At 66.7% G+C, this 21332-nt stretch carries 19 protein-coding genes and 1 pseudogene; 11 read left to right on the forward strand and 9 right to left on the reverse strand.

Annotated features, from left to right (window positions below; translation table 11 throughout):
- The coding region (locus BN972_RS30075; RefSeq protein ID WP_036351655.1) for a diacylglycerol/lipid kinase family protein at positions 1-600 on the forward strand (600 nt) is incomplete at its 5' end.
- Here BN972_RS30075 and BN972_RS00600 read toward each other — a convergent pair.
- The 3 genes from BN972_RS00600 to BN972_RS00610 are packed head-to-tail and all read right to left on the reverse strand — an operon-like array spanning position 590 to position 3032.
- Positions 590-1975, reverse strand: a complete 1386-nt coding sequence (locus BN972_RS00600; RefSeq protein WP_036351657.1) for a xylulokinase — start codon at positions 1973-1975, stop codon at positions 590-592. The genes BN972_RS30075 and BN972_RS00600 overlap by 11 nt on opposite strands.
- Positions 1972-2202, reverse strand: coding sequence for a hypothetical protein (locus BN972_RS00605; RefSeq protein WP_036351660.1), 231 nt, complete (start codon positions 2200-2202; stop codon positions 1972-1974). The genes BN972_RS00600 and BN972_RS00605 overlap by 4 nt, the downstream gene beginning before the upstream one ends.
- The gene (locus tag BN972_RS00610; protein WP_036351664.1) at positions 2199-3032 is read right to left on the reverse strand and encodes an AraC family transcriptional regulator; all 834 of its coding nucleotides are present in this window, start codon (positions 3030-3032) and stop codon (positions 2199-2201) included. The genes BN972_RS00605 and BN972_RS00610 overlap by 4 nt, the downstream gene beginning before the upstream one ends.
- A 27-nt stretch (positions 3033-3059) precedes the next feature.
- On the opposite strand from BN972_RS00610, the gene BN972_RS00615 reads away from it, so the two are divergent.
- The 4 genes from BN972_RS00615 to BN972_RS00630 all read left to right on the forward strand — a co-directional run bounded on the left by BN972_RS00615 (position 3060) and on the right by BN972_RS00630 (position 6606).
- Positions 3060-3752: a class I SAM-dependent methyltransferase gene (locus BN972_RS00615; protein ID WP_051544914.1), complete on the forward strand. Its 693-nt coding sequence runs from the start codon at positions 3060-3062 to the stop codon at positions 3750-3752.
- A 9-nt stretch (positions 3753-3761) separates the two neighbouring features.
- The gene (locus BN972_RS00620) at positions 3762-4856 is read left to right on the forward strand and encodes a hypothetical protein (protein WP_051544916.1); all 1095 of its coding nucleotides are present in this window, start codon (positions 3762-3764) and stop codon (positions 4854-4856) included.
- A 67-nt stretch (positions 4857-4923) separates the two neighbouring features.
- Positions 4924-5415 carry an SRPBCC family protein gene (locus BN972_RS00625; protein ID WP_036351667.1) on the forward strand — a complete coding sequence of 164 codons (492 nt, stop codon included), beginning with the start codon at positions 4924-4926 and terminating at the stop codon, positions 5413-5415.
- 21 nt (positions 5416-5436) lie between these two features.
- Positions 5437-6606, forward strand: coding sequence for a zinc-dependent alcohol dehydrogenase (locus tag BN972_RS00630; protein ID WP_036351670.1), 1170 nt, complete (start codon positions 5437-5439; stop codon positions 6604-6606).
- On the opposite strand, the gene BN972_RS00635 is transcribed toward BN972_RS00630, so the two are convergent.
- The 4 genes from BN972_RS00635 to BN972_RS00650 all read right to left on the reverse strand — a co-directional run bounded on the left by BN972_RS00635 (position 6593) and on the right by BN972_RS00650 (position 9834).
- On the reverse strand, positions 6593-7405 hold the full coding sequence (locus BN972_RS00635) for a PPOX class F420-dependent oxidoreductase (RefSeq protein WP_036351673.1): 813 nt from the start codon (positions 7403-7405) through the stop codon (positions 6593-6595). The genes BN972_RS00630 and BN972_RS00635 overlap by 14 nt on opposite strands.
- A gap of 96 nt (positions 7406-7501) precedes the next feature.
- Complete coding sequence (locus BN972_RS00640; RefSeq protein WP_036351675.1) at positions 7502-8176, reverse strand: hypothetical protein; 675 nt, start codon at positions 8174-8176, stop codon at positions 7502-7504.
- Between the two features lie 57 nt (positions 8177-8233).
- Positions 8234-8770: a CsbD family protein gene (locus BN972_RS00645; RefSeq protein ID WP_036351677.1), complete on the reverse strand. Its 537-nt coding sequence runs from the start codon at positions 8768-8770 to the stop codon at positions 8234-8236.
- Between the two features lie 179 nt (positions 8771-8949).
- Positions 8950-9834 carry a cyclopropane mycolic acid synthase family methyltransferase gene (locus tag BN972_RS00650; RefSeq protein WP_036356134.1) on the reverse strand — a complete coding sequence of 295 codons (885 nt, stop codon included), beginning with the start codon at positions 9832-9834 and terminating at the stop codon, positions 8950-8952.
- 162 nt (positions 9835-9996) lie between these two features.
- Between BN972_RS00650 and BN972_RS00655 the strand changes: the two genes are divergently transcribed.
- Complete coding sequence (locus BN972_RS00655) at positions 9997-10248, forward strand: hypothetical protein (RefSeq protein ID WP_036351680.1); 252 nt, start codon at positions 9997-9999, stop codon at positions 10246-10248.
- On the opposite strand, the gene BN972_RS00660 is transcribed toward BN972_RS00655, so the two are convergent.
- Positions 10245-13493, reverse strand: coding sequence for an MMPL family transporter (locus BN972_RS00660; RefSeq protein ID WP_080696648.1), 3249 nt, complete (start codon positions 13491-13493; stop codon positions 10245-10247). The two genes, BN972_RS00655 and BN972_RS00660, sit on opposite strands and share 4 nt — an antisense overlap.
- 34 nt (positions 13494-13527) lie before the next feature.
- Positions 13528-14568: a TauD/TfdA family dioxygenase gene (locus BN972_RS00665; protein WP_158086317.1), complete on the reverse strand. Its 1041-nt coding sequence runs from the start codon at positions 14566-14568 to the stop codon at positions 13528-13530.
- A 402-nt stretch (positions 14569-14970) separates the two neighbouring features.
- On the opposite strand from BN972_RS00665, the gene BN972_RS00670 reads away from it, so the two are divergent.
- From BN972_RS00670 to BN972_RS29035, 5 genes and pseudogenes are all read left to right on the forward strand, one after another.
- A complete protein-coding gene (locus BN972_RS00670) occupies positions 14971-15996 on the forward strand; it encodes an AbrB family transcriptional regulator (protein ID WP_051544920.1) in 1026 nt (341 codons plus the stop codon).
- 35 nt (positions 15997-16031) lie between these two features.
- Positions 16032-16628: a cutinase family protein gene (locus BN972_RS00675; protein ID WP_036351683.1), complete on the forward strand. Its 597-nt coding sequence runs from the start codon at positions 16032-16034 to the stop codon at positions 16626-16628.
- A gap of 74 nt (positions 16629-16702) precedes the next feature.
- The gene (locus BN972_RS00680; protein WP_051545223.1) at positions 16703-19306 is read left to right on the forward strand and encodes a flavin-containing monooxygenase; all 2604 of its coding nucleotides are present in this window, start codon (positions 16703-16705) and stop codon (positions 19304-19306) included.
- Between the two features lie 22 nt (positions 19307-19328).
- Positions 19329-20318 (forward strand): S-methyl-5-thioribose-1-phosphate isomerase, encoded by a 990-nt coding sequence (mtnA, locus tag BN972_RS00685; RefSeq protein ID WP_036351686.1) that lies wholly within the window; start codon positions 19329-19331, stop codon positions 20316-20318.
- Positions 20319-20470: 152 nt separating this feature from the next.
- A pseudogene (locus tag BN972_RS29035) lies at positions 20471-21332 on the forward strand (PE family protein); the annotation flags it as partial.

Raw genomic sequence — 21332 nt, forward strand, 5'->3', positions numbered from 1 at the left:
GCCAAGGACATCGGTTGCGACACCGTGGCCAAGACTGTCGAGGCGATCCGGCGCGGCACCGTGGCGCGTGTCGACCTGGTGTGCCTGAACGGGAGCAGGATGGTGGTCAACACCGCCAGCATCGGCGCCTATCCTGCGTTCGTACAGGAGCGCGAGAAGCTGGAGAAGCGCATCGGCAAGCCGCTGGCCGGGATGTACGCGATGCTGCACACGTTGCGCAACGGACAGCCGGTGCGCATTCGGTACGACAACAAGACCCTGCAGACCTCACTGTTCTTCGTCGGCAATTCCCTTTATCTACCAACGGGATTCGCGCCGTCCCGGCGCACCCGGATGGACGACGGCCTGATCGACGTGCGGATTCTGGAAACCGGCCGACGGCTGTCCCGGACCAGGATCCTGACCGCACTGATCCTCGGCCGGCTGGAACGCAGCCCGCTGTATCACGAGATGCAGGTGCCGGAGTTCACCTTCACCACCGTGGACGGGCCCACCGTGGTCGCCCACGACGGCGAGGTGGGCGAGGAGTACGGCGAAGTCACCTTCACCGCGAAGTACCGGGCACTGGCGGTGTACCGGCCGCTGTCGCTCATTCGGTGAGATCGCTGAGCTGCCGGTAGCGTTCGGCCACCGCGGGGGCCGGGTCGCAGACGTACTCGTCGGTCGGCGGGGGTTTCCAGGGGGGTGGTCCCGGCGCTCCGCTCAGCGCCCAGGCGGCCTGGCGGGCCGCGCCCAGGGCCACATACTCGGCGGCGGCCGGCACCAGTGCGGGCACCCCGAAGACCGCGGGTGCAATCTGGCGCACCGCCGGGGACTGGGCGCCACCGCCGATGAGCAGGATGCGGCGCGCCGCCACCCCGTGCGCGGTGAGGTGGCCCAGGCCGTCGGCGAGCGCGCACAGCAGTCCCTCGACGGCGGCCCTGGCCACGTTGGCGGGTGTGGAGTTGGACACCCGCAGGCCGTGCATCGCGCCGCTGGTGTTGGGCCGGTTGGGTGTTCGCTCGCCTTCCAGGTACGGCACCAGGACCAGACCTTCGCTGCCCGGCGGGGCCGACAGCGCCAGCCGGGACAGTTCGGCGTGGTCGACGCGCAGCATCGACGCGGCCGCGTCGAGGACCCGGGCGGCGTTCAGCGTGCACACCAGCGGCAGGTATTGCCCGGTCCCGTCGGCGAATCCGGCCACGTGCCCGTTCTGGTCGCGGACCGGTCCGGCTGCGACGGCGCACACCACACCCGAGGTGCCGATCGAGACGATGACGTCCCCCTCGTCGGCGCCGAGACCGAGTGCGGCGGCGGCGTTGTCTCCCAGGCCGGCACCGAATTGCATTGCACCGCAGTTGATTCGGTCTCCCGGGGCCAGTACCGTTGGCAGCTGGGGACGGCGGCCGCGCAGCGCCAGTTCGAGTAGGTCGGGGCGGTATGCACCGCTGCCCGCGTCGTAATAACCGGTGCCACTGGCGTCGCTGCGATCGGTGGTCAGCGACGCGATATCGGTGGCGCCGCGCAGCCGCCAGGTCAGCCAGTCGTGCGGGAGGCAAACGGCCGCGGTGCGGTCGGCATGTTGGGGCTCGTGATCGGCCAGCCAGCGCAGTTTGGCCACGGTGATCGCGGCCAGCGGCACCAAACCGATCGCCTCCGCCCAGGCTTGCGGTCCGCCGAGTTCGTCGGTCAGTGCCCCCGCGGCGTCGGCGGAGCGCACATCGTTCCACAACAGAGCCGGTCGGACCACGCGGCCGGCGGGGTCGAGGCACACCATGCCGTGTTGTTGCGCTCCGACCGCGACCGCGGCGACATCATCGAAGCCACCTGCGGCGGCGATGGCCCGATGCGCGGCCGATTCCCATGCCGCGGGGTCGATTTCGGTGCCGCCGGGGTGGGCGGCCCGGCCCTCCCGCGCCACCTCGCCGGTGTCGGCGTCACACACCACGACCTTGCAGGACTGGGTGGAGGAGTCGATGCCGGCGACCAGCGTCATCGGTGTACCAGTTCGGCCAGCGTGGCGCGGGCGGCGCAGCGAAGCTCGCCGACGAGATCGCCGAACCCCGTCCGGTTCTGCAGGAAGGCGATCGGGTGGTCGCCCTGGGTGCGGGCGAGCGGAATGCCGCGCACCCCGAAATGTGCGATGCCGGCGCTTATTCGGCTCCGGTTGTAGTCCGGGATGGGGGTCCTCACTTCGTTCAGGTGTGATGTGCGGAGTTTCACGCCGGCACCTCGCTGCCGAGCCGACGGTACGCCGACGGTGGCCGGCCCCAGGCAGAGCGGAAGGCCCGGGTGAACGAACTGGCGCTGTCAAAGCCGACGCGGGTGGCCACCTGGAGAATGCTCAGCTGGGGATCCGCGAGCAGCGCGGCGGCCTGCATCAGCCGTGCCTGCTGCGTGTAATCCCGCCAGGTCATTCGCAATTCGCGGTGGCACAGTCGGCGCAGCGACCGGGATGACATGCCCGCCGCCGCGGCGGCCTGCTCAAGAGTGATGTCCGACAGCGCATTACGGGTGCACTTCAGGGCCGCCGTGAGCTGCGGATGGGAAGTAGTAGGCAAGCTGAATGGGCTACGCGCTTGTAGAAGTTCGGCCAACAGTTCGGCGAAACATCGGAAGTATGCGTCGGCGACGGCATCGGAGGAGTCGCGATCGATGGGCCAGCGGCAGGCGTAGATGATCATCTGCCGGATCAGTGGTGAGACCAGGACGATTCCCGCTGTGGGGTGGGTGGTCCGTAGGTGGGACGGATCCAGGAATATCGACACCGAACGCACCCGCGTGTCGATGGTGCTGATGTGCCCGAGTCCGGCGGGAATCCATGCGGCCTGCCGCTCAGACAGCACGTAAGCGCCGGCGTCGGTTTCGACTTCCAACACGCCTTGGACGACGTACTCCAATTGGTGCAGGTCGTGGGCGTGCCTGGCGGTGGTGACCCGTTGCCCTTCGTAGACGAACGCCCCGGCGCTGCAGGTGCCGCCCCGGCGCATGTCGAGCAGCCCTGTGTTGTCCGCTTCGGACCAGGATGTGGCCGTTCGTGCAGAGAAAGTCATTGCCGGTCGATGGTACGACTTGGAGTCATGTCAGAGCAGTCCTTTACCCCCGCCGCCGGAGATTCGAAGTACACCAAGTACTACGACACGGTCATCGCGCTGATGACACGCGAGGAGCGGTGGCGTTCGGCGGCCATCGACCGGCTCGGGTTGCGGCCTGGTGACGTCGTCGTCGATGTCGGCTGCGGCACCGGGTCGTTGGCGGTCAGGATGAAGCACGCCCAGCCGGGTGCGCGCCTGATCGGTGTGGACCCCGATCCGGAAGTGCTCGCGATCGCCCGGCAGAAAGTACGCAAGGCCGGCGTCGACGTCGAATTCATCCAAGGCATGGGGGACCGAGCCGCCGACCTCGTCGGGCCGGGGACGGCGTGCAAGGTGATCTCCAGCCTGGTCCTGCATCAGTGTCCGGTGCCGATGAAGGAAGCGATCATCGCCAACATGTTCAGGTTGTTGCGGCCCGGTGGGGAACTGGTCATCGCCGACTTCGGGCTGCAGCGCGGCATCCTGATGCGGTCGGGATTCCGATTCGTGCAATGGGCCGACGGCAAAGAAGACACGCAACCCAACGCCGATGGGATCCTGCCGAAGCTGATCGAGCGTGCCGGCTTCGTGGACGTCATCGAGGGCGAGGTGATCCGGACCGTCTCGGGATCGATCTCGATTTACCATGCCCGCCGGCCGTTTCCAGCAAACGAGGACAAGGCGCCCGCTAACGGCTAACCTTGGCAAATGTCACCTCTGAAGGCCGCAAAGGCGCTGCCGTTACTGTGCGCCGTGGTCATCCTCGTCGCCGGTTGCAGCAAATCGACCCACCAATCGTCGTCCAATGAGGGCACCCCTGGGGGCCGGGGCTCGACCGGCTCGTCCGGCGCCAATGCGCCCGCACCGACCGGAGCTATGTTCACCAACGCGATGCCGTGGACTGCCGACATCTCCGGTGCCGCCAAAGCCGACAAGTCCGACGCCATCATCGCGGCGCTGACCGCCGCGGGCGGCTGGGGAACCGGAGCCTTCCAGATCGACTTTTCCATCCCCGTTTTCTATGCCGACAGCAACGCACGCCGGATGCAGGTGGTCGGGACCAATGAATACTGCTTCGGTGGCCCAGACTGCGATGCCGTTCCCGCCCAGATGCCGGTGCCCGCAAACGCCTATTTCGAGGGCTCGCAGAATCTGAACTGCGATACCACGGGCGCCACCGACGGCCAGTCCGACTGCCACCTCCTCGTGGTCGATCGCGACCAACACAAGCTTTACGAGATCTATCACGGCGGTCAGTCGGGCCAAAACATCGCTGCGGAAGGCTTTTTCATCTGGGACCTGGCCAAGAAATACCCCGAGACACTGCGCGGGGACCAGTGCACCAGCGCCGACGCCGCGGGCTTCTCGATCGCCGCGATGACCCCTACTGCCGACGAAGTCGCCTCTGGCGCAATCAATCACGCGATCCGGTTCATTCTGCCGAACGATCGAATGAAGGCCGGTGTCTACGTCCGGCCCGCCACGCACGCGGGCGGACCGGAAAGCGAGGAACCCAACGCTCCGCCGTACGGGGTGCACTTGCGCCTGCGTGCCGACTTCGACGAGACCGGGTTCTCGCCGTCTCAGCGGGTGGTCATCACCGCGTTGAAGAAGTACGGGATGTTGCTTGCCGATGGTGGCCAGGTGCCGCTCACCTTCGCCGACGACCGCACCAGCACGAAGAAGTGGGCCGACCTGGGCATCGACGCGCAGTCGTTCGGCGGTATCACGGCCGATCAGTTCGAGGTGGTCAACCTCGGTTCCGAGATCAAGGTCACCTACGAGTGCGTGCGTAACCACTGATCTCGGTCGTCCCTCGTTTGGGCGTTGCGTCGATGGGTACCGCAACGTCACCACGGAGGGAGCGCGCATGAATCAACTTGATGCCGCAAGGAAAATAGTCGGAGCCGTCACCAAGATCGTCGATCCACAGCCTCGGCCGGCCACCGCGCAGACGGTCACCATAGGTTGCTCACCAGAGCGAGTCGCGGAGTTCTGGCGCGATCCCGCCCAGCTGTCGGTCGTGCTCGGCGACATCGGCACCGTGGAATCCGCGGGCGACGAGATATACGTATGGCGGTTGCCGGACGAACCGCACGTGACCTGGGAGTCGAGATTGGTCACCGACACAGGCGCTACCCGCTTCATCGGCACCGGGGACGATAACGAGCTCGCGGTCACCTATCGGCCGGCCCCCCGCGACTTGGGCACCGAGGTGACGTTGCGCGTCAAAACTCCGGCGCCAGGGCTGTTGTCCGGAGCCGCGGCGTACAAGGTGCTCTACCGCTTGCGCGCGCTGCTGCAGACCGGCGAGGTGCCAACCATCAAGTCCAATCCCAGCGCGCGGGATTCCGCGCGGTAATCCCCGAGGAGACATAAGAGCATGCGCGCACTGTGCTGGAACGGCGTCAACGACTTGTCCGTGGAGACCGTCGACGACCCTAAGATACTCAACCCGCACGATGTCATCGTCGAAGTCCGGCTGACCACCACGTGCGGGTCGGACCTGCACTTCATCGACGGCTACCTGCCGGGCATGCGCGAAGGCGATGTCTTCGGTCACGAATTCATGGGCGTGGTCGTTGAAACCGGAGTTGAAGTGCGCCAGACCAAGATTGGTGACCGCGTGGTGGTGCCGTCGTTCATCGCCTGCGACCACTGCTGGTATTGCGATCACGAGATGTATGCATGCTGCGACACCACCAATCCCAACGCCGAACTCCAGCAGCCGCTGCTGGGCTATCCCTCCGGAGGTATCTACGGCTACACACACCCGTTCGGCGGGTACGCGGGTTCGCACGCCCAATACGTCCGCGTTCCCTTCGGGGACGCGAATTGCTTTGCGATACCTGGGGATATCACCGACGAGCAGGCACTGTTCCTGTCCGACGCGGTGCCGACCGGATTCATGGGCGCCGACTTCTGTGACATCGCCGGGGGTGACACGGTCGCGGTGTGGGGTGCCGGTGGTGTCGGGCTGATGGCCGCCCGCAGCGCACTGTTATTGGGAGCTGAGCGTGCCATTGTCATCGACCGGATCCCGGAACGGCTGGCGTTGGCACGCAACGAGTTCGGTTTGGAGACGATCGACTACAGCGCTGCGGACAGCGTGCACGAAACGTTGCGCGAGATGACCGGCGGGCGCGGTCCGGACGGGTGCATCGACGCCGTCGGCATGGAGGGCCACGGCACCGGTGTGCAACAGCTGTACGACAAGGCCAAGCAACTGCTGCGGATGGAGACCGACCGGGCCACGGCGCTGCGCCAGGCGATCCTGGCCTGCCGGAAGGGCGGAGTGGTCTCGGTGCTCGGGGTGTACGGGCTCACCGATAAGTTCCCGATGGGCATATTGACGAACAAGGGCCTGACGCTGAAAACTTCGCAGCAGCACGGTCAGCGCTATATTGCCCGATTGTTCGATTACGTCGAGCAGGGCGATCTCGACCCCGCCAAGTTGATCACCCACGACCTGCCGCTCGAAGAGGGCGTGCGGGCCTACGACCTGTTCAAGAACAAGCAAGACAACTGCATTCGGGTGGCTATGCGGCCCTGAGGTGTGCCGGTACCAACTCGGCGTGCACCGTGCGGCCGAACTTGGAACGCAGCAGCCGATGCGCCGTCGGCACCAGGATGCCATGCAGGAATGGGTATTTGCGCCGCAGCAACCTGGCCGCCTCCTGGTACTCCGCACCCTGCAGTAACCGCACGGCACCAGGTTGTACCGGGCCGACCGGCTTGCCCTTGCCGTTGGCTGCTCCGAATTCCACGCGTGGGTTCCGCTGCAACCGGCGAACCTTCAACGAACGCTCGAAGCTGCGGAAGTAGGCGCGGTCCCCGTCGACCGCGATGCTGACCGGGCTGGTGCCGGCGGTGCCGTCCTTGCGGAAAGTGGTGAGATTGATGGTCTTTTGCCGCACAAACGGGGCCAGCGTTGGATCGGTGGCGGGAGCGACCGCGCCCAGCACATAGTCCAATTGCTGCAGCCGCAGGACGAAGGCCGCGACCAGCAGCACCGTCATCGCGCCCAGCAGCCACGCCTGGGCGGCTGAACCACCCAGCGGGAGGTCCAGCACGTGGTTGACGGTGTGCACCGCGTTCGCCACGATCATCGCCGCGAGCGCCGTGGCCAGCGCGTCGGCCCAGATCAACGCGAGCAGCAGCGCGACGCCAAGGCCCAACTGGAATGCACCAAGATCGTGCAAAAAGTGCTGGTGGGTGGGGAATTGGACGGTCTCGGCGAACGAAGCCGGATCCACCAGACACCAGATTCCGATTCCGAAGGTGAACACACCGGTCAGGGCGGTAACCGCCACCATGACCAGCCGCGTGACAGGGGTTGGACTTTTCCTCATGCCGGGTAGACGACACAGCCGAGGGAAACGTGACACGACCACCGGGCCGAGGAGGAGGAACCCCAGCCCGGTGACCGTGGTCCCGGTTATTGCTTGTCAGCTGTTGGCGCGCTCCGCCTGCCGGTTTTCCTTCTCGGTCTCGGCCAGGCCATCCAACCGGTTCGCCTCGACCCGCTTGCTCCTGGCCACCTCGCGCTTGTCCTCGGCCCGGTCGATCTTGGCATCGGCGGCCTTTGCCGCGGACTTCTCGGCGGCCGCCGTCTTCTCCTCCACCCGCCGTTTGGCTGATTCGGCGACTTCCTTACGGTTGGAGGCCACTGCCTCGGCTCGCTCTTTGGCTGCGGCACTGCGCTTTTGGGCCGACTGTGTGGCTTCTCGCTTGCGCTCCTCGGCGGCGTTGCGTGCCTGTGTGACCTGTTGCTCGGTCGCCGCGCGCGCTTCCCGCTGATCCTCGATCGCCTGGTCACGCGCCTGCTTGAGCTTGGTTTCGGCCTGTTGTTTCCTGGTCTGGGCCTGCGCGTCGAGTTGGGCAGCGCGACCCAGCGTCTGACTCCGCTCGATGAGGGCGGTGCCCCGCTCAACGAGTTTCGGGTCGTGGATCGCATTGCCGACCGTGCTGTCGAGCATGCCCAGCGCGCGCTCGTAGAACAGCCGCGCCGGGGCCTCCGTCGGAGCACGTGTCACCACGCGGTCCTGGATCACCTGCAACGGGAACCGGGCGAGCTGATATTGAAAGCGCAATACTGCGAATGGAAGTTGGGACAATGACATGGTCTTGCTCCTATGTTTGGCTTGTGTCTGACCGACCCTCGGCAGGGTTGGTGTGTTCTACATGTTTTTGGCTTTGCGGCGGAGGCGATCGGCTTCTGACTCTTCGACGGCTGCCACCTGGACGTCGCTCTGATGCTCGGCGGCCGCATCGACCACGTCCTCTGCGGCATCACGAAGTTCTTCTTGCTCCTCGGCTTTCGCTTGCTGCACCTCGCGCTGCGCCTCCACCTCGGCCTGCGTCTGCTGGGCCGCGGCGCTCCGCTGCGCGGCTTCCTCGGCGGCCCGCTGCTGCGCCGCTTGCTGAGCCTCGATTTGGTTCTCCGCGGCCTGCGCCTTCGCGTTCGCCTCTGCCCGCTCCTCGGTGGCCGCGCGCCGGGTCTCGGCTTCCTTCTCTCGCGCCTGCTCGGTCTGTGCGTCGGCAATCGCCTGAATTGTGTTGGCTTCCTTGCGTTCTTGAGCCTGCGTCTGATCGAGTTGTCCCTCGGCGGTCAACGAATCATTGCCGGTGACCGCGCCGACGACCTCCTTCGCCTTGCCCTTGACGGTATCGACCAAGCCCTTGCGCGCTTCGCTGGCCGTGTTGTGCTCACTCATCCAAGAATCTCCTTTGGGCATTAGCCACGAATATGAAGTGAATTGGTTTCAGCCAAGTTGTTCCACACATCTGGGAGCCCAAAACACCTACGGCCGAACTCATACCGCGCTGCGGCGCATGACTTCGTTTGGCTACCAGCGATATCCGGTAGGCGATGTTGCTTGGTTTGTACCCTGCGTCAGGATTTGGCGAGAGTGAACTGCGCCACGTCGGTGTAGCCCTCGCGGAACAGCTCGGCGCAACCGGTCAGGTATTTCATGTACCGGTCGTAGACCTCTTGCGACTGAACGGCGATGGCCTCGTCGCGCTTTGCCTCCAGCGTCTCCGCCCAGGTGTCAAGGGTGCGGGCGTAGTGCAACCGCAGTTGCTGAACCCGCTCGACCGTGAAGCCCGCGCGCTGCGCGTGCTCTACCACGCCCTTGGCCTGCGGCAGGTCTCCGCCGGGGAAGATCTCGTCCATGATGAATTTCATGAACCGCAACTTGGTCATGGTGATGGGCAGCCCGCGGTCGGCGAATTCCTCGTCGCTGGGCTTGATGATGGTGTGCAGCAGCATCACGCCGTCCGCTGGAAGCGCCCGGTGGGCCATTGCGAAGAAGTCGGTGTAGCGATCACGGCCGAAGTGCTCGAAGGCGCCGATCGACACGATGCGATCGACCTTCTCGTCGAATTGCTCCCAGCCCTGCAACAGCACCCTCTTGCTGCGCTGACTCGGATGCTCGTCGAGCCGGCGCTGAGTGTGGGCCTGCTGGTTGCGGCTCAGCGTCAGGCCGATCACATTGACGTCGTAACGCTCCAGCGCCCGGATGATGGTGGTGCCCCAACCGCACCCGATGTCGAGCAACGTCATGCCCGGCTCGAGGCCGAGTTTCCCGAGTGAAAGGTCGACCTTGGCGAGTTGCGCCTCTTCCAGCGACATATCCTCGCGTTCGAAGTAGGCGCAGCTGTAGGTCCGTGTTGGATCCAGAAACAGCTTGAAGAACTCGTCGGACAGGTCATAGTGCGCCTGCACATCGTCAAAATGTGGTTCCAAGCTGGCGGACTTACTTTGCTCTTCTGGCATCAAACAACTTTCGATTTCGATTTGCATTGAGCTTAGCCGCACGCGGACCGGCTGCTTTCACTTGTTCGTGCGAGGGACCCGCGAATGGTTATTTCCGCTGCTGGTGGGCATAACCAGTGCTGTTGCGACTGACTTTGGAGCGAGGTTCGGAAGGGGATCAGGATGACGGTCGAGGTAGACGATGTGCGGCGGCTGTTGGATTCCGAGGAGGCGGACGCCGTGCTGGTGGCCATCGAGGGCCGTGTGGAGGTCGTCACACCGGCGGAATTGGACTCGCCCGACTACCGCGGCGCGTTGCAGATAGCCACTCGTCAGGACGTATTGCAGAGCGCCGGGGGAGCTGAGCTGTCAGACCGCGAGCTTGCCGAGCGAGCCGAAGAACTCGACGTGGCCGTGCGCAACCTGGGTGGCTAACGCCGTTGTGAGAAATGGCTTTTGGCACGGTCTCCGGTGACGCCCAGGACCGGCGACCGGCACTGCCGGGGTAGCTCGTGCTGCGCCGCGACCCGTGCACTGCGCTGCGGCCCCGCTGCCGAGAGCACCTGTAGCCGCAGGATCCGGCCACCGATCCGCAGATACGCACCCGGCTGCCAGGTGGTCGGCTGCCACGGTTCCAGCCGGGTCCAGCCCGGCTGTGCCGGTTCACGCAGGAACACCCCGTTGGTCGAGTGTCGGTCGGCGACGATCACCTCGCCCCGGACGATGCGGACCTCGATGTGGGCGCGGGACATCTGTCCGGCGTGGTCGTCGATGCATACCGGGTGAAGGCCATGCTTCACCGCGTCTGACCCGCGTGGATCCCGTCCGATCACGCAGTCCCGGTCGAGTTCGATGCGAGAGTTGTCGTCCAGGACTATCCAGCGCTTCGGCTCGCTGCGGACCGGCGCGAGGGCCGGTCGCGGCGCCGACCGGGCCGGCGTGGACCACAGGACGGCACCCTGGCCGGGCACGGTGCCCCCGGTGAGCTTGTACACCCCGTTGCCGTCGGCCGAAGCGCGCGGCCGCTGCCCCACCTCGTCCACGGTGATAACCGCCGCGACGGCAGGCACCGGCACGGAACGGTGCATCAACCGGCCGCGCCCGTGCAACACCGTCTGCCCGACACCGTCATCGAGCGCCACGGTGACACTGCCGCACAGCAGTACTTCCAGGCCGGTCGCGGTGGGCATCACGATGCCGACATCGACCAGGGTCCGAGTCCAAGTCGTCTCTCGCGCAACCTGTTTGAACGCGCTGACCAATCGTTGCGGGTCGGTGCGTCGCACCATGTCGGACAGGGCCGCCAACTGCTGTGCGGCGATGGAGTTCGGCGAGAGGGGGGCCCGCTCGCGGTGGGCCACCACGATCACCGCGCCGTTGACGTTGGCCACCAGGTGCGGGCCGGCAATGACCTCGACCTCGGTGATCGGAGCCGCCGGTGCGGCGACCGGGATGGCCTGCTCGACCGTCGTCGCAGTGGGTAGCGGCGTTTCGCCAGGAAGCGGCGCTTCGACGACGGGTGCCGCAGCGGCATCCTCGCCGGCCTCCGATGGGGCTTCGCTGATCCCGATGCGGGCGTGGACCCACCGCAATGGCGCCGGTGCCCACCAGTTCAGGTCGCCCGCCAGGCGCAGGAAGGCGGGCACGACCACGCCGCGGATGATGGTCGCATCGATGACGACGGCCAGCGCGGTGCCGATGCCGAACATCTTCATGAAGGAAAGGCCGTTGGCGAACGAGATCAGGGTGATGGTCAGCAACAGCGCGGCGCTGGTGACGATCCGGCCGACCCGGCCCAATCCGATGACGGTGGCGGCGTTGTTGTCCAGCCCCGAGTCGCGGGCTTCCTTGATCCGGCTGAGCAGGAAAATCTCGTAGTCGACGGACAGGCTGAACGCGATGGCACACAGCAGAACCACCATGGACGGGTTCAGCGGCGCCGGTGAGATGCCCAGCAGCGAGGCTAGGTGTCCCTCCTGGAAGATCCAGACCATTACGCCCAGGACCGCGCTCAAGACCAGCAGGTTCAGCGACAGCGCCTTGACCGGGACCACCACGCTGCCGGTGAACAAGAACAACAGGATGAACGTGGAGATCGCGATCAGCGCGATGGCCAGGGGTAACCGGTCAGCGATCGCGGCACGGCTGTCGATCAGGGTGGCGGTCGGGCCGCCGACCTCGACCTGGTGGCCGGTGATCTTGGCGCGGATGTCGCGGACGAGATGCTGCGCGGTCTCGGAGTCGGCCTGTACCGAAAGGTAGACGAAGGCATAGCCCGGACCCGCCACTTCCGGTGCTCCTCCGACCGGCTGGCCATGCTCGTAGCGTCCCGTCGAGCCGTTGACCAGGACGACACCGTTCATGCCGGACACTTCGGTGGCCAGCTTCTTGAGCGCTTCGGCATCGTTGCGGGTGACCAGGGTGATGGCCTGGGAGGGGTCCAATTGGAAGTCCCGTTGCAGCGATTCGGCGACCAGCCGGGCATTGGATTCGGTCGGCAGGGCGCGCTCGTCGGGTGTGGCGTATTGGGCGTTGAGGAACGGGATCCCCAGGCCAAGCAGCACGATGACGACCGGCAGGGCGTAGAGCAGCGGCCGGCGCGTCACCACCTCGGCGAAGCGACGCCAGAACAGCGAGTCGGCCGACAGCGGCACCTTGCGGCGGATCACCGACAATGAGTCGACGCGTTTGCCGAGCAGCGCCAACAGCGCCGGCAGGACGATGATCGCGCTGAAGGCCGACAGCAGGACGGTAGCGGTGGCGGCCAGGCCGACCGAGCGCAAGAAGTAGGTGGGGAAGACCAGCAGGCTGGTCATCGCGAGCGTCACGGTGGCCGCGCTGAACAGGATCGTCCGGCCGGCGGTGCTGACCGTGGCGACGATGGCCGGATGATGGTCCTTCCCGTTGGCCAGTTCCTCGCGGAATCGCGACACCATCAGCAAGCCGAAGTCGATGGATAACCCCAGACCGAACGCGGTGGTGACCGTCAGCGCGTGCACCGACACATCGGTGATCGTGGTCATCAACAGCAGCACCGACAGCGTGGAGACGATCGAGACGATCCCGACCACCACCGGCAGCGCCGCCGCGATCAGGCCGCCGAACACCACGACCAGCACCGCCAGCGAGATCGGTACGGCAATGCTCTCGCTCATCTTCAGGTCGTGTTTGACCTTGTCCCGGATTTCTTGCTGCACGCCGAGGGAGCCGCCCGCGCGGACGGTCACGTCCGGGTCCTTCGGCAGGCCGGCGATGATCCGTTTGGCCGCCTCGGAGGCCTGGTCGGCGGTGCCGCCGACGTGCACCAGCATCAGCCCGGAACGGCTGTCCTTGCTGCGCAGGTCGGTGGCGCCTTCGTCGCCGAAGGATCTGGTGAGCTTCGCGTCCGGCTCGGTCTTGATGAGTTGCCGGATCCGCTCCTGCACCCGCGCGACGTCGCGGCTGTCGACATCCCCCTGGTGTGGAAGCAGCTGGATCACCAGGTTGGCGGTCGTGCCGAAATGCTGATCCAGGAATTCGTCGGCTTGCGAGGACTCGGACCTCGGATCGGTGTTTCCGCCCACGCCCAGCTTGTCGGACACCGAGCCGCCGAGCATGATGCTGATGCCGAGCAGGGCCAGCACCGCCGCCAGCACCACCTTCGGGCGCCGCACGGTGTATGCGGCCAGTTGGCTCAACATTCCTACGGTGCCTCCCCCGTGATCGTCGCTGATCTCAGGAGTGTGCCGAGCCGGCCTTGGCGCTTTCTAAATTGCGCGGCTCGCCCGCCAGCCACAGGCGCACCAGGCAGCGTCGTGCCGCCACGTCGGTGGCGTCGACGAACCCGCGTCGGTTGTGCAGAGTCGTGTGGTTGTCGGCGAACAGGACATCGCCCGCGTCGAGGGTGAACTCGACATAGTTGGCGGCGTCGTTCAGGGCGCGGTCCAGCGCATCGAGCGCCAGGCGCTGCCGGTCGCTGAGCGGGTTGCCGCTGCGGTAATGGCCCAGTTCGATGTGTAGCCGGTTGTAGCGGAGTTTGACGCCGTCCGGGGTGTCGGTGAAAACCGATCCCATGGTGAAGGGGTCTTCGCCGGGTTCCGTCTCGTGCGAGCGGTCGAAGCAGAACTGCCCATAGAGTTCCTGCACCAAGTCGGGGTGCGTCTCCAGCAGAGCGTTGTAGACGGTGTGGCCGCTGACCATGACCGATTCGCCGCCGGACACGGCCTTGCGCAGGCACAGGAGCCCCAGTACGTCGGGGCGGCTACCCGCGTAGGCGCAGGCCGAGTCGGTGTGGAAGATCAGTTCGGAGTTGGTCTTCGAGCCGCGCGCCTCCGCGACCGACTGGCCGGTGTCCTGCACGAGGTAGACGCGGTCGCCCTGGCGGTTCTGCGGCTGCGGTGCGCCGAGATAGGTGCCCAGGCCCCAGTAGAGCATCGACGCCTCTTCGTCGGTCCAGCCCTGCAACGGAAGGCCGCGCAAGACGCAGAAGCCGGGACCGCGGTGCAGGCAGTGCCGGATGCCACGGGCGATCTCGGCGAGCTCGGGCTCCTGGAAGTCCGACGCTTCGATGGTGTCGAGCCGGCGACCGCGGCGGCGCAGCACATCCCTGATGCGTAGGCACGCCGCGGCCTGTCGCGGGTTGACGGCCATCATGTAGTCCCAGGCGTCCAGACTGTCGCGGTCCCAGACGGTGGGTCCGGTGATCGGCTGGCGCCGGGCGCCGGCGCTGTCGGCCTGTCGCGGCTGCTCTGGCCTCTTGGTTGACGTTGTAAGCATCTCCATCACCCCTGGTATCTCGATGGGTTCGTTTCTATGAGTTTTGAGTGAGCGGCTTGGGATTTTCTAAAGGCTGTGGAAGCTCCGGTTGACGGCTCCCCGCGCGCCCTCCCTGTGTGCCTTTTCCGCCGCGAGGGTGCGCAGATGTCCGGGGACACGCCGGTGAGGCTGGCAATCTGCGCACGTTCGGCGGACGGAGAGGCTGGCCGGCCGCGCTCGCCGCGCTCGTCGTGCCCTGCCCGTCGCGAGGGTGCGTAGATGTCCAGAGACACGCCGGTGAGCGTGGCAATTTGTGCACCCTCGCACCCGGGAAAGAGGGGCGTCGGCCGGAGTCACCGCGTCACGGACGGCTCAGCCTGCGCATCAAGGATTTTCCAAGGCGGCTGCTGAAACCTCGAGGCCATGAACACACTCGACCTTGCCATCGCGGCTATCACCTGCGGAGCTTTCACCTGGGCATTGGCGCGGTACTCGCCGAAGGCCGTGTCGGGAGCGGGCCTGGCGGCCCAGGGCGTGCTGGGCGTGTACACCGGGCTCATGGTGCGCGACATTTCGTTCGCCGCTCTGGGTTCGCACTGGCCGATCGTCATCGCGATCGCGGTGAGCACCTTGATCGTCAGCGTCGCGGGCGGCGCCCTATTGGGCCTGCACCGGGACGTCAGCCCGCTCACCGGCGGGCTCGCCCTGGTGGCCGGCGGTTCATCCGGACTGGTCGCGATCGCGCGCGACCTCGGGGGAGACGATCGCGTCGTCGCCGCCGTCCAATACCTGCGCGTCGCCCTGATCACGGCCGCCATGCCGGTCGTGGCGACTGTGTTCTTCCACGCTTCCTCCGGCCAGGCCCCGCAGCACACCGAAACAGGTTCTCTGGCTTGGTATTTCGCTTTGCCGGTGATCGCGGTGATCGTGCTGGCCGGAGCCGCCCTCGGTCGCTACGTGCGGCTGCCGGGGTCCGGGCTGATCGGGCCGATGGCGATCACGATCGTGCTGGAATTCGCCGGCTTGGCCAAGGGGCTCAGCGTCCCGATGCTGCTGGTGGAGGCCGGGATCATGCTGATCGTCTGGCAGACGCTGATCGCTTTCGACCGCGAGTCGCTGCGGGCGATCCGACGGATCCTGCCCGGCGCCTTCGCGTTGATCATGGTGCTGAACGTGGCCGCGGCCGGCCTAGGGGTAGTGCTGTCACACGTGGCGGGGCTGAGCATGCTCGACGGATACCTGGCGACCAGCCCCGGTGGCATCTACGCGGTGCTCGGCACCGCCGCCGGTTCGGGATCCAACGTGACGTTCGTGATGGCGTCTCAGGTGATCCGGGTGGTGCTCATGCTGCTGGCCGCGCCGTTCGTGGCACGCCTGTTCATCCGGGTAATGCCGCAGGGCGGGGCGAGGATCCCGGCGAGCCGCGAGCTCGTCCCCGTCGCCGCCTGAGCAAGCGCATCAACCGAAAACCAAGGGGGATAGTCATGAACCGTCCACACCGACCGCATCAGTTGGCGCCGGCCGCTCTGCTCGCCGCCACCTTCGTCGTCGTCCCGGCGGCCGCGCCCACATCGATTCCGGTGGCGGCCGCGGCATGCCCGGACGCCGAAGTGGTGTTCGCGCGGGGACGGGAGGAGCCGCCCGGCGTCGGCGCCGTCGGCGACGCGCTGGTCAACTCGCTGCGGGGCAAGACACGCATGTCGATCGGGGTGTATGGGGTCAACTACCCCGCAAACATCACCACCGGCGGCGGTGCCAGCGACATCAACGGCCACGTCCAGTCCATGGCCAAGAGCTGCCCGAACACGCGCATAGTGCTCGGCGGCTACTCCCTGGGCGCCGAGGTGGTCGACCGTGCGATGTGGGGTGGGCTGCCGCCGGCCACAGTCGCGGCAGTTGCCTTGTTCGGCAACGGCACCCGGGCGATCCCGCCGGCCTTCGCCGGTAAGACGATCGACCAGTGCGCCAGCGGCGATCCAATTTGCGGCCGCGGCACCAACTGGCCGTCACATCTGCAGCCGTCGTACATCGACTCCGGATTGGTGGACCAGGCCGCCGGCTTTGTGGCCGGCAAGCTCTGAGTAGGCCGATCACCTGCGAAATCGAGGCTCCCAGCCACTAAACAAATCGCGTCCGGAAAGTCATGATGTTTCACATGGCTGACGAAGATTTCGCCGATGTGGACGTTGTTGTAGTGGGCGCCGGCCTTGCCGGCCTGTATGCGGCGTATCGGCTGCGACTTGAGGGCCAGTCGATGCGCATATTCGAAGCGGGCGACGACATCGGCGGCACCTGGTACTGGAACCGCTACCCGGGCGCCCGGGTCGACATCCCGAGCGTCGATTACATGTACAGCTTCGACTCGGATTGGTCCCGGGACTGGCAGTGGTCGGAGAAGTACGCCACACAGCCCGAGATCCTGCGCTATTTGAACCACGTCGCCGACAAGCACGACCTGCGTCGCGACATCCAGCTCGGCACCCGGGTCACGCACGCGCACTGGGACGACACGCTGCCCGGTTACCGGGTGCGCACCGACCGGGGTGACGACATCGCCTGCCGCCACCTGGTGATGGCGACGGGTTGTCTGTCGATGCCCAAGAATCTGGACATCCCTGGAATCGAGAAGTTCACCCGGGAGGTGTATTTCACCAGTCGCTGGCCGCGTGAACCTGTTGACTTCACCGGCAAGCGAGTCGGTGTCGTGGGCACCGGGTCGTCGGGAATTCAATCCATCCCGATGATCGCTGCCCAGGCGGCGCAGCTGGTGGTCTTCCAACGCACACCGTGCTTTTCCATCCCGGCTCACAACGGCCCGATCGCGCCGGACAAGCTCGCCCAACTGGCCGACGACTTCGCGTACCGCCAGGCGGCGAAATACTCCTTTGGCGGGGTGCCGGCCGAACGCACGATCGTCCCGGCGTTCTCGGTGTCCGCCGAGGAACGCCGGGAGCGCTACGAACGGGCGTGGCAGCGGGGCGAATTGCTCGAGGTGCTCAACCTCTACGCCGATGTGATGAGTAACCCGTTGGCGAACAAGGACTTTGCCGATTTCCTGCACGAGAAGATTCGCGGTATCGTGCGTGACCCGAAGACGGCGGACAAGCTTTGCCCCACCACCTATCCGGTCGGCTCCAAACGGCTCTGCCTGGACACCGGCTATTACGCCACCTTCAACCTGCCGCACGTGCGGCTGGTGAGTCTGCAAGACCAGCCGCTGGTGGGTGTTACCGAGACCGGAATCGACACGGCGGGTGAGTCTTTCGAGTTCGACGCGATCGTATTCGCCACCGGCTTCGACGCGATCACGGGTGCCGTCGCGGCGATCGACGTCCGCGGCCGCGATGGGCTCGCGCTCAAAGACAAATGGTTGCACGGCCCGTCCACCTACCTCGGCCTGATGGTCGAGGGGTTTCCCAATCTTTTCCTGATCGCGGGCCCGCAAAGTCCTTCGGTGCTGTCGAACATGGCGGTGTCCATCGAACAACATGTCGATTTCGTCGCCGACGCATTGACTTATCTACGAGGCCACGGCTTCGACCGGATCGAGCCAACTCCACTCGCCGAGGCCGGCTGGATGCAGCACGTCGACGATGCCGCATCGATAACGCTTTTCCCGCAAGCCAATTCGTGGTATGTGGGCGCCAACATACCGGGCAAGCCGCGCACCTTCATGGCCTACGCCGCCGGTGTCGACTTCTACCGGGTGGCGTGCGACGAGGTCGTCGCCCGCGACTACCTGGGCTTCAGGCTGTCCGGGCCGGGCGGCGCCCAATGTAATGACGGCGTCATCCGCCGCCTGCAACCTGATGTGCAGATGGTGCTCGAGCAACTGGCCCTGCTGAATCTGCCGCCGTTGGAGGCCCTGTCACCCGAACAAGCACGTGCGCTGATGAATGAAATGAACCTCGCGCGTCCGCCGGGGCCGGACGTGGGCGAAATTGTCGACGCGACCCTGCCCGGTGCCGACGGACCCCTGGGCTACCGGCTGTATCGGCCGGCGAGCCCGGGGCCGCATCCGATCGTCGTCTACTTCCACGGCGGGGGTTACGTTCTCGGCGACCAGGTTTCGGACGATCCGTTGTGCCGGGACCTGTGTGTGCGCAGCGACGCGGTGATCGTGTCGGTGAATTATCGGCACGCCCCCGAGCACCGGTTCCCGGCCGCAATCGAGGACGGTTGGGCCGCGGTGCGCTGGATCGCGGAGCACGCCGAGGAGCTCGGCGGCATCCGCGGACGGCTAGCGGTCTGGGGTTGGAGCGCCGGTGCGAGCATCGCGACGGTGATCTGTCACCTGGCCAGAGACACCGGTTGGCCCAGGATCGCCGGTCAGGCGCTGCTCACGCCCCTCACCGACACCGACCAAAGCCGCGGCTCCTACATCGAGAACGCCGACGGGTACGGCCTCACCGCCGCGATGATGCGGTATTTCCTGGACCACTACGCAGATCCGGAGGTCCGGGGCGACCCGCGGATCGCGCCGCTGCGCGCCCCCGACCTCTCGGGGCTGCCGCCCGCGATCGTCGTCACCGCAGAGTTCGACCCGCTGCGCGACGAGGGCGACGCGTACGCCAACGCGCTCGCCGCGGCCGGGGTGGCCACCCAGCATGTGCGGGCCCGCGGGCACACGCACCTGTCGGTGACCATGGTCGACGTGGTGGTCTCCGGAGCCCCGATCCGGGCCCAGATCGCCGACGCGCTGCGCGGGTTCTTCGCCGCCGACGCCGCCAAGAGCGCACCGGCTCAGACCGTGGGGTAGTAACCCGGGCTAAGGTCGGGCCGTGCGCAGGACCATCGACTGGGACGGCGAAGCGGTCACGATCATCGACCAGACCGCGCTACCCACCCAGTACCGGATCCTCAGTCTGCGTACCGTCGATGAGCTGATTGACGCGATCCGCCGGCTAGCGGTGCGCGGTGCCCCTGCGCTCGGCGCGGCGGGCGCGCTCGGCGTGGTGCTCGCGGCGCGCGAAGGCGGCGACTTGAGCGCACTGAAAGAACGAGCTCAACGCGTCGCACAGGCCCGACCGACCGCCGTCAACCTGAGCTGGGGCGTGGCCCGCGCACTCGACAAGCTCGACGGGGGCGCCGACGCGGTGCTCGCCGAAGCGCTGGAGATCCTTGACGAGGACGAACGCCTGAACCGCGCCGCGTCCGCCCACGCCGCCGAGATCGTCGTCGGGTTGTGCGATCGCCGGCCGCTGCGGCTGCTCAGCCACTGCAACGCCGGCCACCTCGCCACTGTGGCCTGGGGCAGCGCGCTCGGCGTCGTCTGGCACCTGCACCAGCGAGGCTTGGTCGAGTCGGTGCTGGTCGACGAGACACGCCCGCTGCTGCAAGGTGCCCGGCTCACGGCGTGGGAACTGGCTCAGGCCGGCGTGCCCTACCGGGTGCAGCCGGATAGCGCTGCGGCCGCCGCTATGGCCCGCGGGCTCGTCGATTGTGTGCTCGTCGGTGCCGATCGGATCGCGGCCAACGGCGACGTCGCCAACAAGATCGGCACCTACGGCCTTGCCATCGCGGCACACCACCACGGGGTGCCGCTCGTCGTGGTCGCGCCTTCCTCGACGGTCGACACGTCGCTTGCCAGCGGCGCCGAGATCGCCATCGAGGAACGCGCGCCCGAGGAACTCCGGACATTCGTCGGCACCGTCGTCACTCCGCCGGACGCCGAGGTGTTCAATCCGGCCTTCGACGTGACACCGGCCGAGCTGATCACCGCTGTGGTCACCGAGCATGGCCGCTACCTGCCGGACGGCACCCAGGGCTGAGGGCAGGGGCACCAGCGGAAAAAAAGGGCGGCGAATCTTGGCAAAGCCAAACGGCGCCCTGTCCTGGAGCGCAACAATGAATTCATCGTGCGGTGTACCGCCGATTCCCCGGGGGGGCATGACGAAAGTCATGGCGCGCTGGGAGGTGTCACATGTCGTTTGTGATCACGGCGCCGGAGGCGCTGGCAGCGGCAGCAGCGAATCTAGCCGGTATTGAATCGGCGCTCAGCGCGGCCAACGCGGCCGCAGGAGCTCACACGACAAATGTTCTGGTGGCGGCCGCCGACGAAGTGTCGGCGGCTATCGCGGCGGCCTTTTCCGGGCACGCCCAGGATTACCAGGCGCTCAGCGCGCAGGTGGCGGCGCTCCAGGACAGATTCCTGCAGACCTTGACCAACGGCGGGGCCTCGTACGCCGTCGCTGAAGCCACCGCTGCCACGCCGCTGCAGCCTGTGCTCAACGCGATCAACACTCCTTTCTTGACGCTGACGGGGCGTCCGTTGATCGGTAACGGCACCAATGGGGCCTCGGGCAGCGGAACCCCCGGTGGAGCCGGTGGATTCTTGATCGGCAGTGGCGGCAACGGCGGGTCCGGCGGAATCGGCCAGAACGGTGGTGCCGGCGGTGCCGCGGGGCTGATCGGAATCGGCGGCGCCGGGGCGCCGGCGGGCCGGGCACCACTAACGGCGGGGCGGGCGGCGCCGGCGGGCTGTTGTTCGGCGGCGGCGGCAACGGCGGCCCCGGCGGCTTTCAACGCTGCCGGCACCGGCGGCAACGGTTGGCGCCGGCGGGAGCAGGTGGTCTGTTCAGCGCGGGTGGCACCGGCGGCGCGGGTGGCAGCGGCAACGGCGTCGGGGGTAACGGCGGCGCCGGCGGTGCCGGCGGGACGGCGGGGCTGTTCGGCGAAGGCGGCGCCGGCGGTATCGGCGGGTTCACAAATGCCGCCGTTGCAGGTCCCGGTGGGGCCGGCGGCAGCGGTGGGCTCGTATAACTTCGTATAATGTATGCTATACG

The sequence above is a fragment of the Mycobacterium asiaticum DSM 44297 genome, assembly GCF_000613245.1.
GTDB lineage: Bacteria > Actinomycetota > Actinomycetes > Mycobacteriales > Mycobacteriaceae > Mycobacterium > Mycobacterium asiaticum.

Bases quoted from the DNA above. Each gene is read 5' to 3' on its own strand.
- BN972_RS00600 (WP_036351657.1), bottom strand. From the start codon at position 1,975: ATGACGCTGGTCGCCGGCATCGACTCCTCCACCCAGTCCTGCAAGGTC.
- BN972_RS00610 (WP_036351664.1), bottom strand. From the start codon at position 3,032: ATGACTTTCTCTGCACGAACGGCCACATCCTGGTCCGAAGCGGACAAC.
- BN972_RS00615 (WP_051544914.1), top strand. From the start codon at position 3,060: ATGTCAGAGCAGTCCTTTACCCCCGCCGCCGGAGATTCGAAGTACACC.
- BN972_RS00620 (WP_051544916.1), top strand. From the start codon at position 3,762: ATGTCACCTCTGAAGGCCGCAAAGGCGCTGCCGTTACTGTGCGCCGTG.
- BN972_RS00625 (WP_036351667.1), top strand. From the start codon at position 4,924: ATGAATCAACTTGATGCCGCAAGGAAAATAGTCGGAGCCGTCACCAAG.
- BN972_RS00630 (WP_036351670.1), top strand. From the start codon at position 5,437: ATGCGCGCACTGTGCTGGAACGGCGTCAACGACTTGTCCGTGGAGACC.
- BN972_RS00635 (WP_036351673.1), bottom strand. From the start codon at position 7,405: ATGAGGAAAAGTCCAACCCCTGTCACGCGGCTGGTCATGGTGGCGGTT.
- BN972_RS00640 (WP_036351675.1), bottom strand. From the start codon at position 8,176: ATGTCATTGTCCCAACTTCCATTCGCAGTATTGCGCTTTCAATATCAG.
- BN972_RS00645 (WP_036351677.1), bottom strand. From the start codon at position 8,770: ATGAGTGAGCACAACACGGCCAGCGAAGCGCGCAAGGGCTTGGTCGAT.
- BN972_RS00650 (WP_036356134.1), bottom strand. From the start codon at position 9,834: ATGCCAGAAGAGCAAAGTAAGTCCGCCAGCTTGGAACCACATTTTGAC.
- BN972_RS00655 (WP_036351680.1), top strand. From the start codon at position 9,997: ATGACGGTCGAGGTAGACGATGTGCGGCGGCTGTTGGATTCCGAGGAG.
- BN972_RS00660 (WP_080696648.1), bottom strand. From the start codon at position 13,493: ATGTTGAGCCAACTGGCCGCATACACCGTGCGGCGCCCGAAGGTGGTG.
- BN972_RS00665 (WP_158086317.1), bottom strand. From the start codon at position 14,568: ATGCTTACAACGTCAACCAAGAGGCCAGAGCAGCCGCGACAGGCCGAC.
- BN972_RS00670 (WP_051544920.1), top strand. From the start codon at position 14,971: ATGAACACACTCGACCTTGCCATCGCGGCTATCACCTGCGGAGCTTTC.
- BN972_RS00675 (WP_036351683.1), top strand. From the start codon at position 16,032: ATGAACCGTCCACACCGACCGCATCAGTTGGCGCCGGCCGCTCTGCTC.
- BN972_RS00680 (WP_051545223.1), top strand. From the start codon at position 16,703: ATGGCTGACGAAGATTTCGCCGATGTGGACGTTGTTGTAGTGGGCGCC.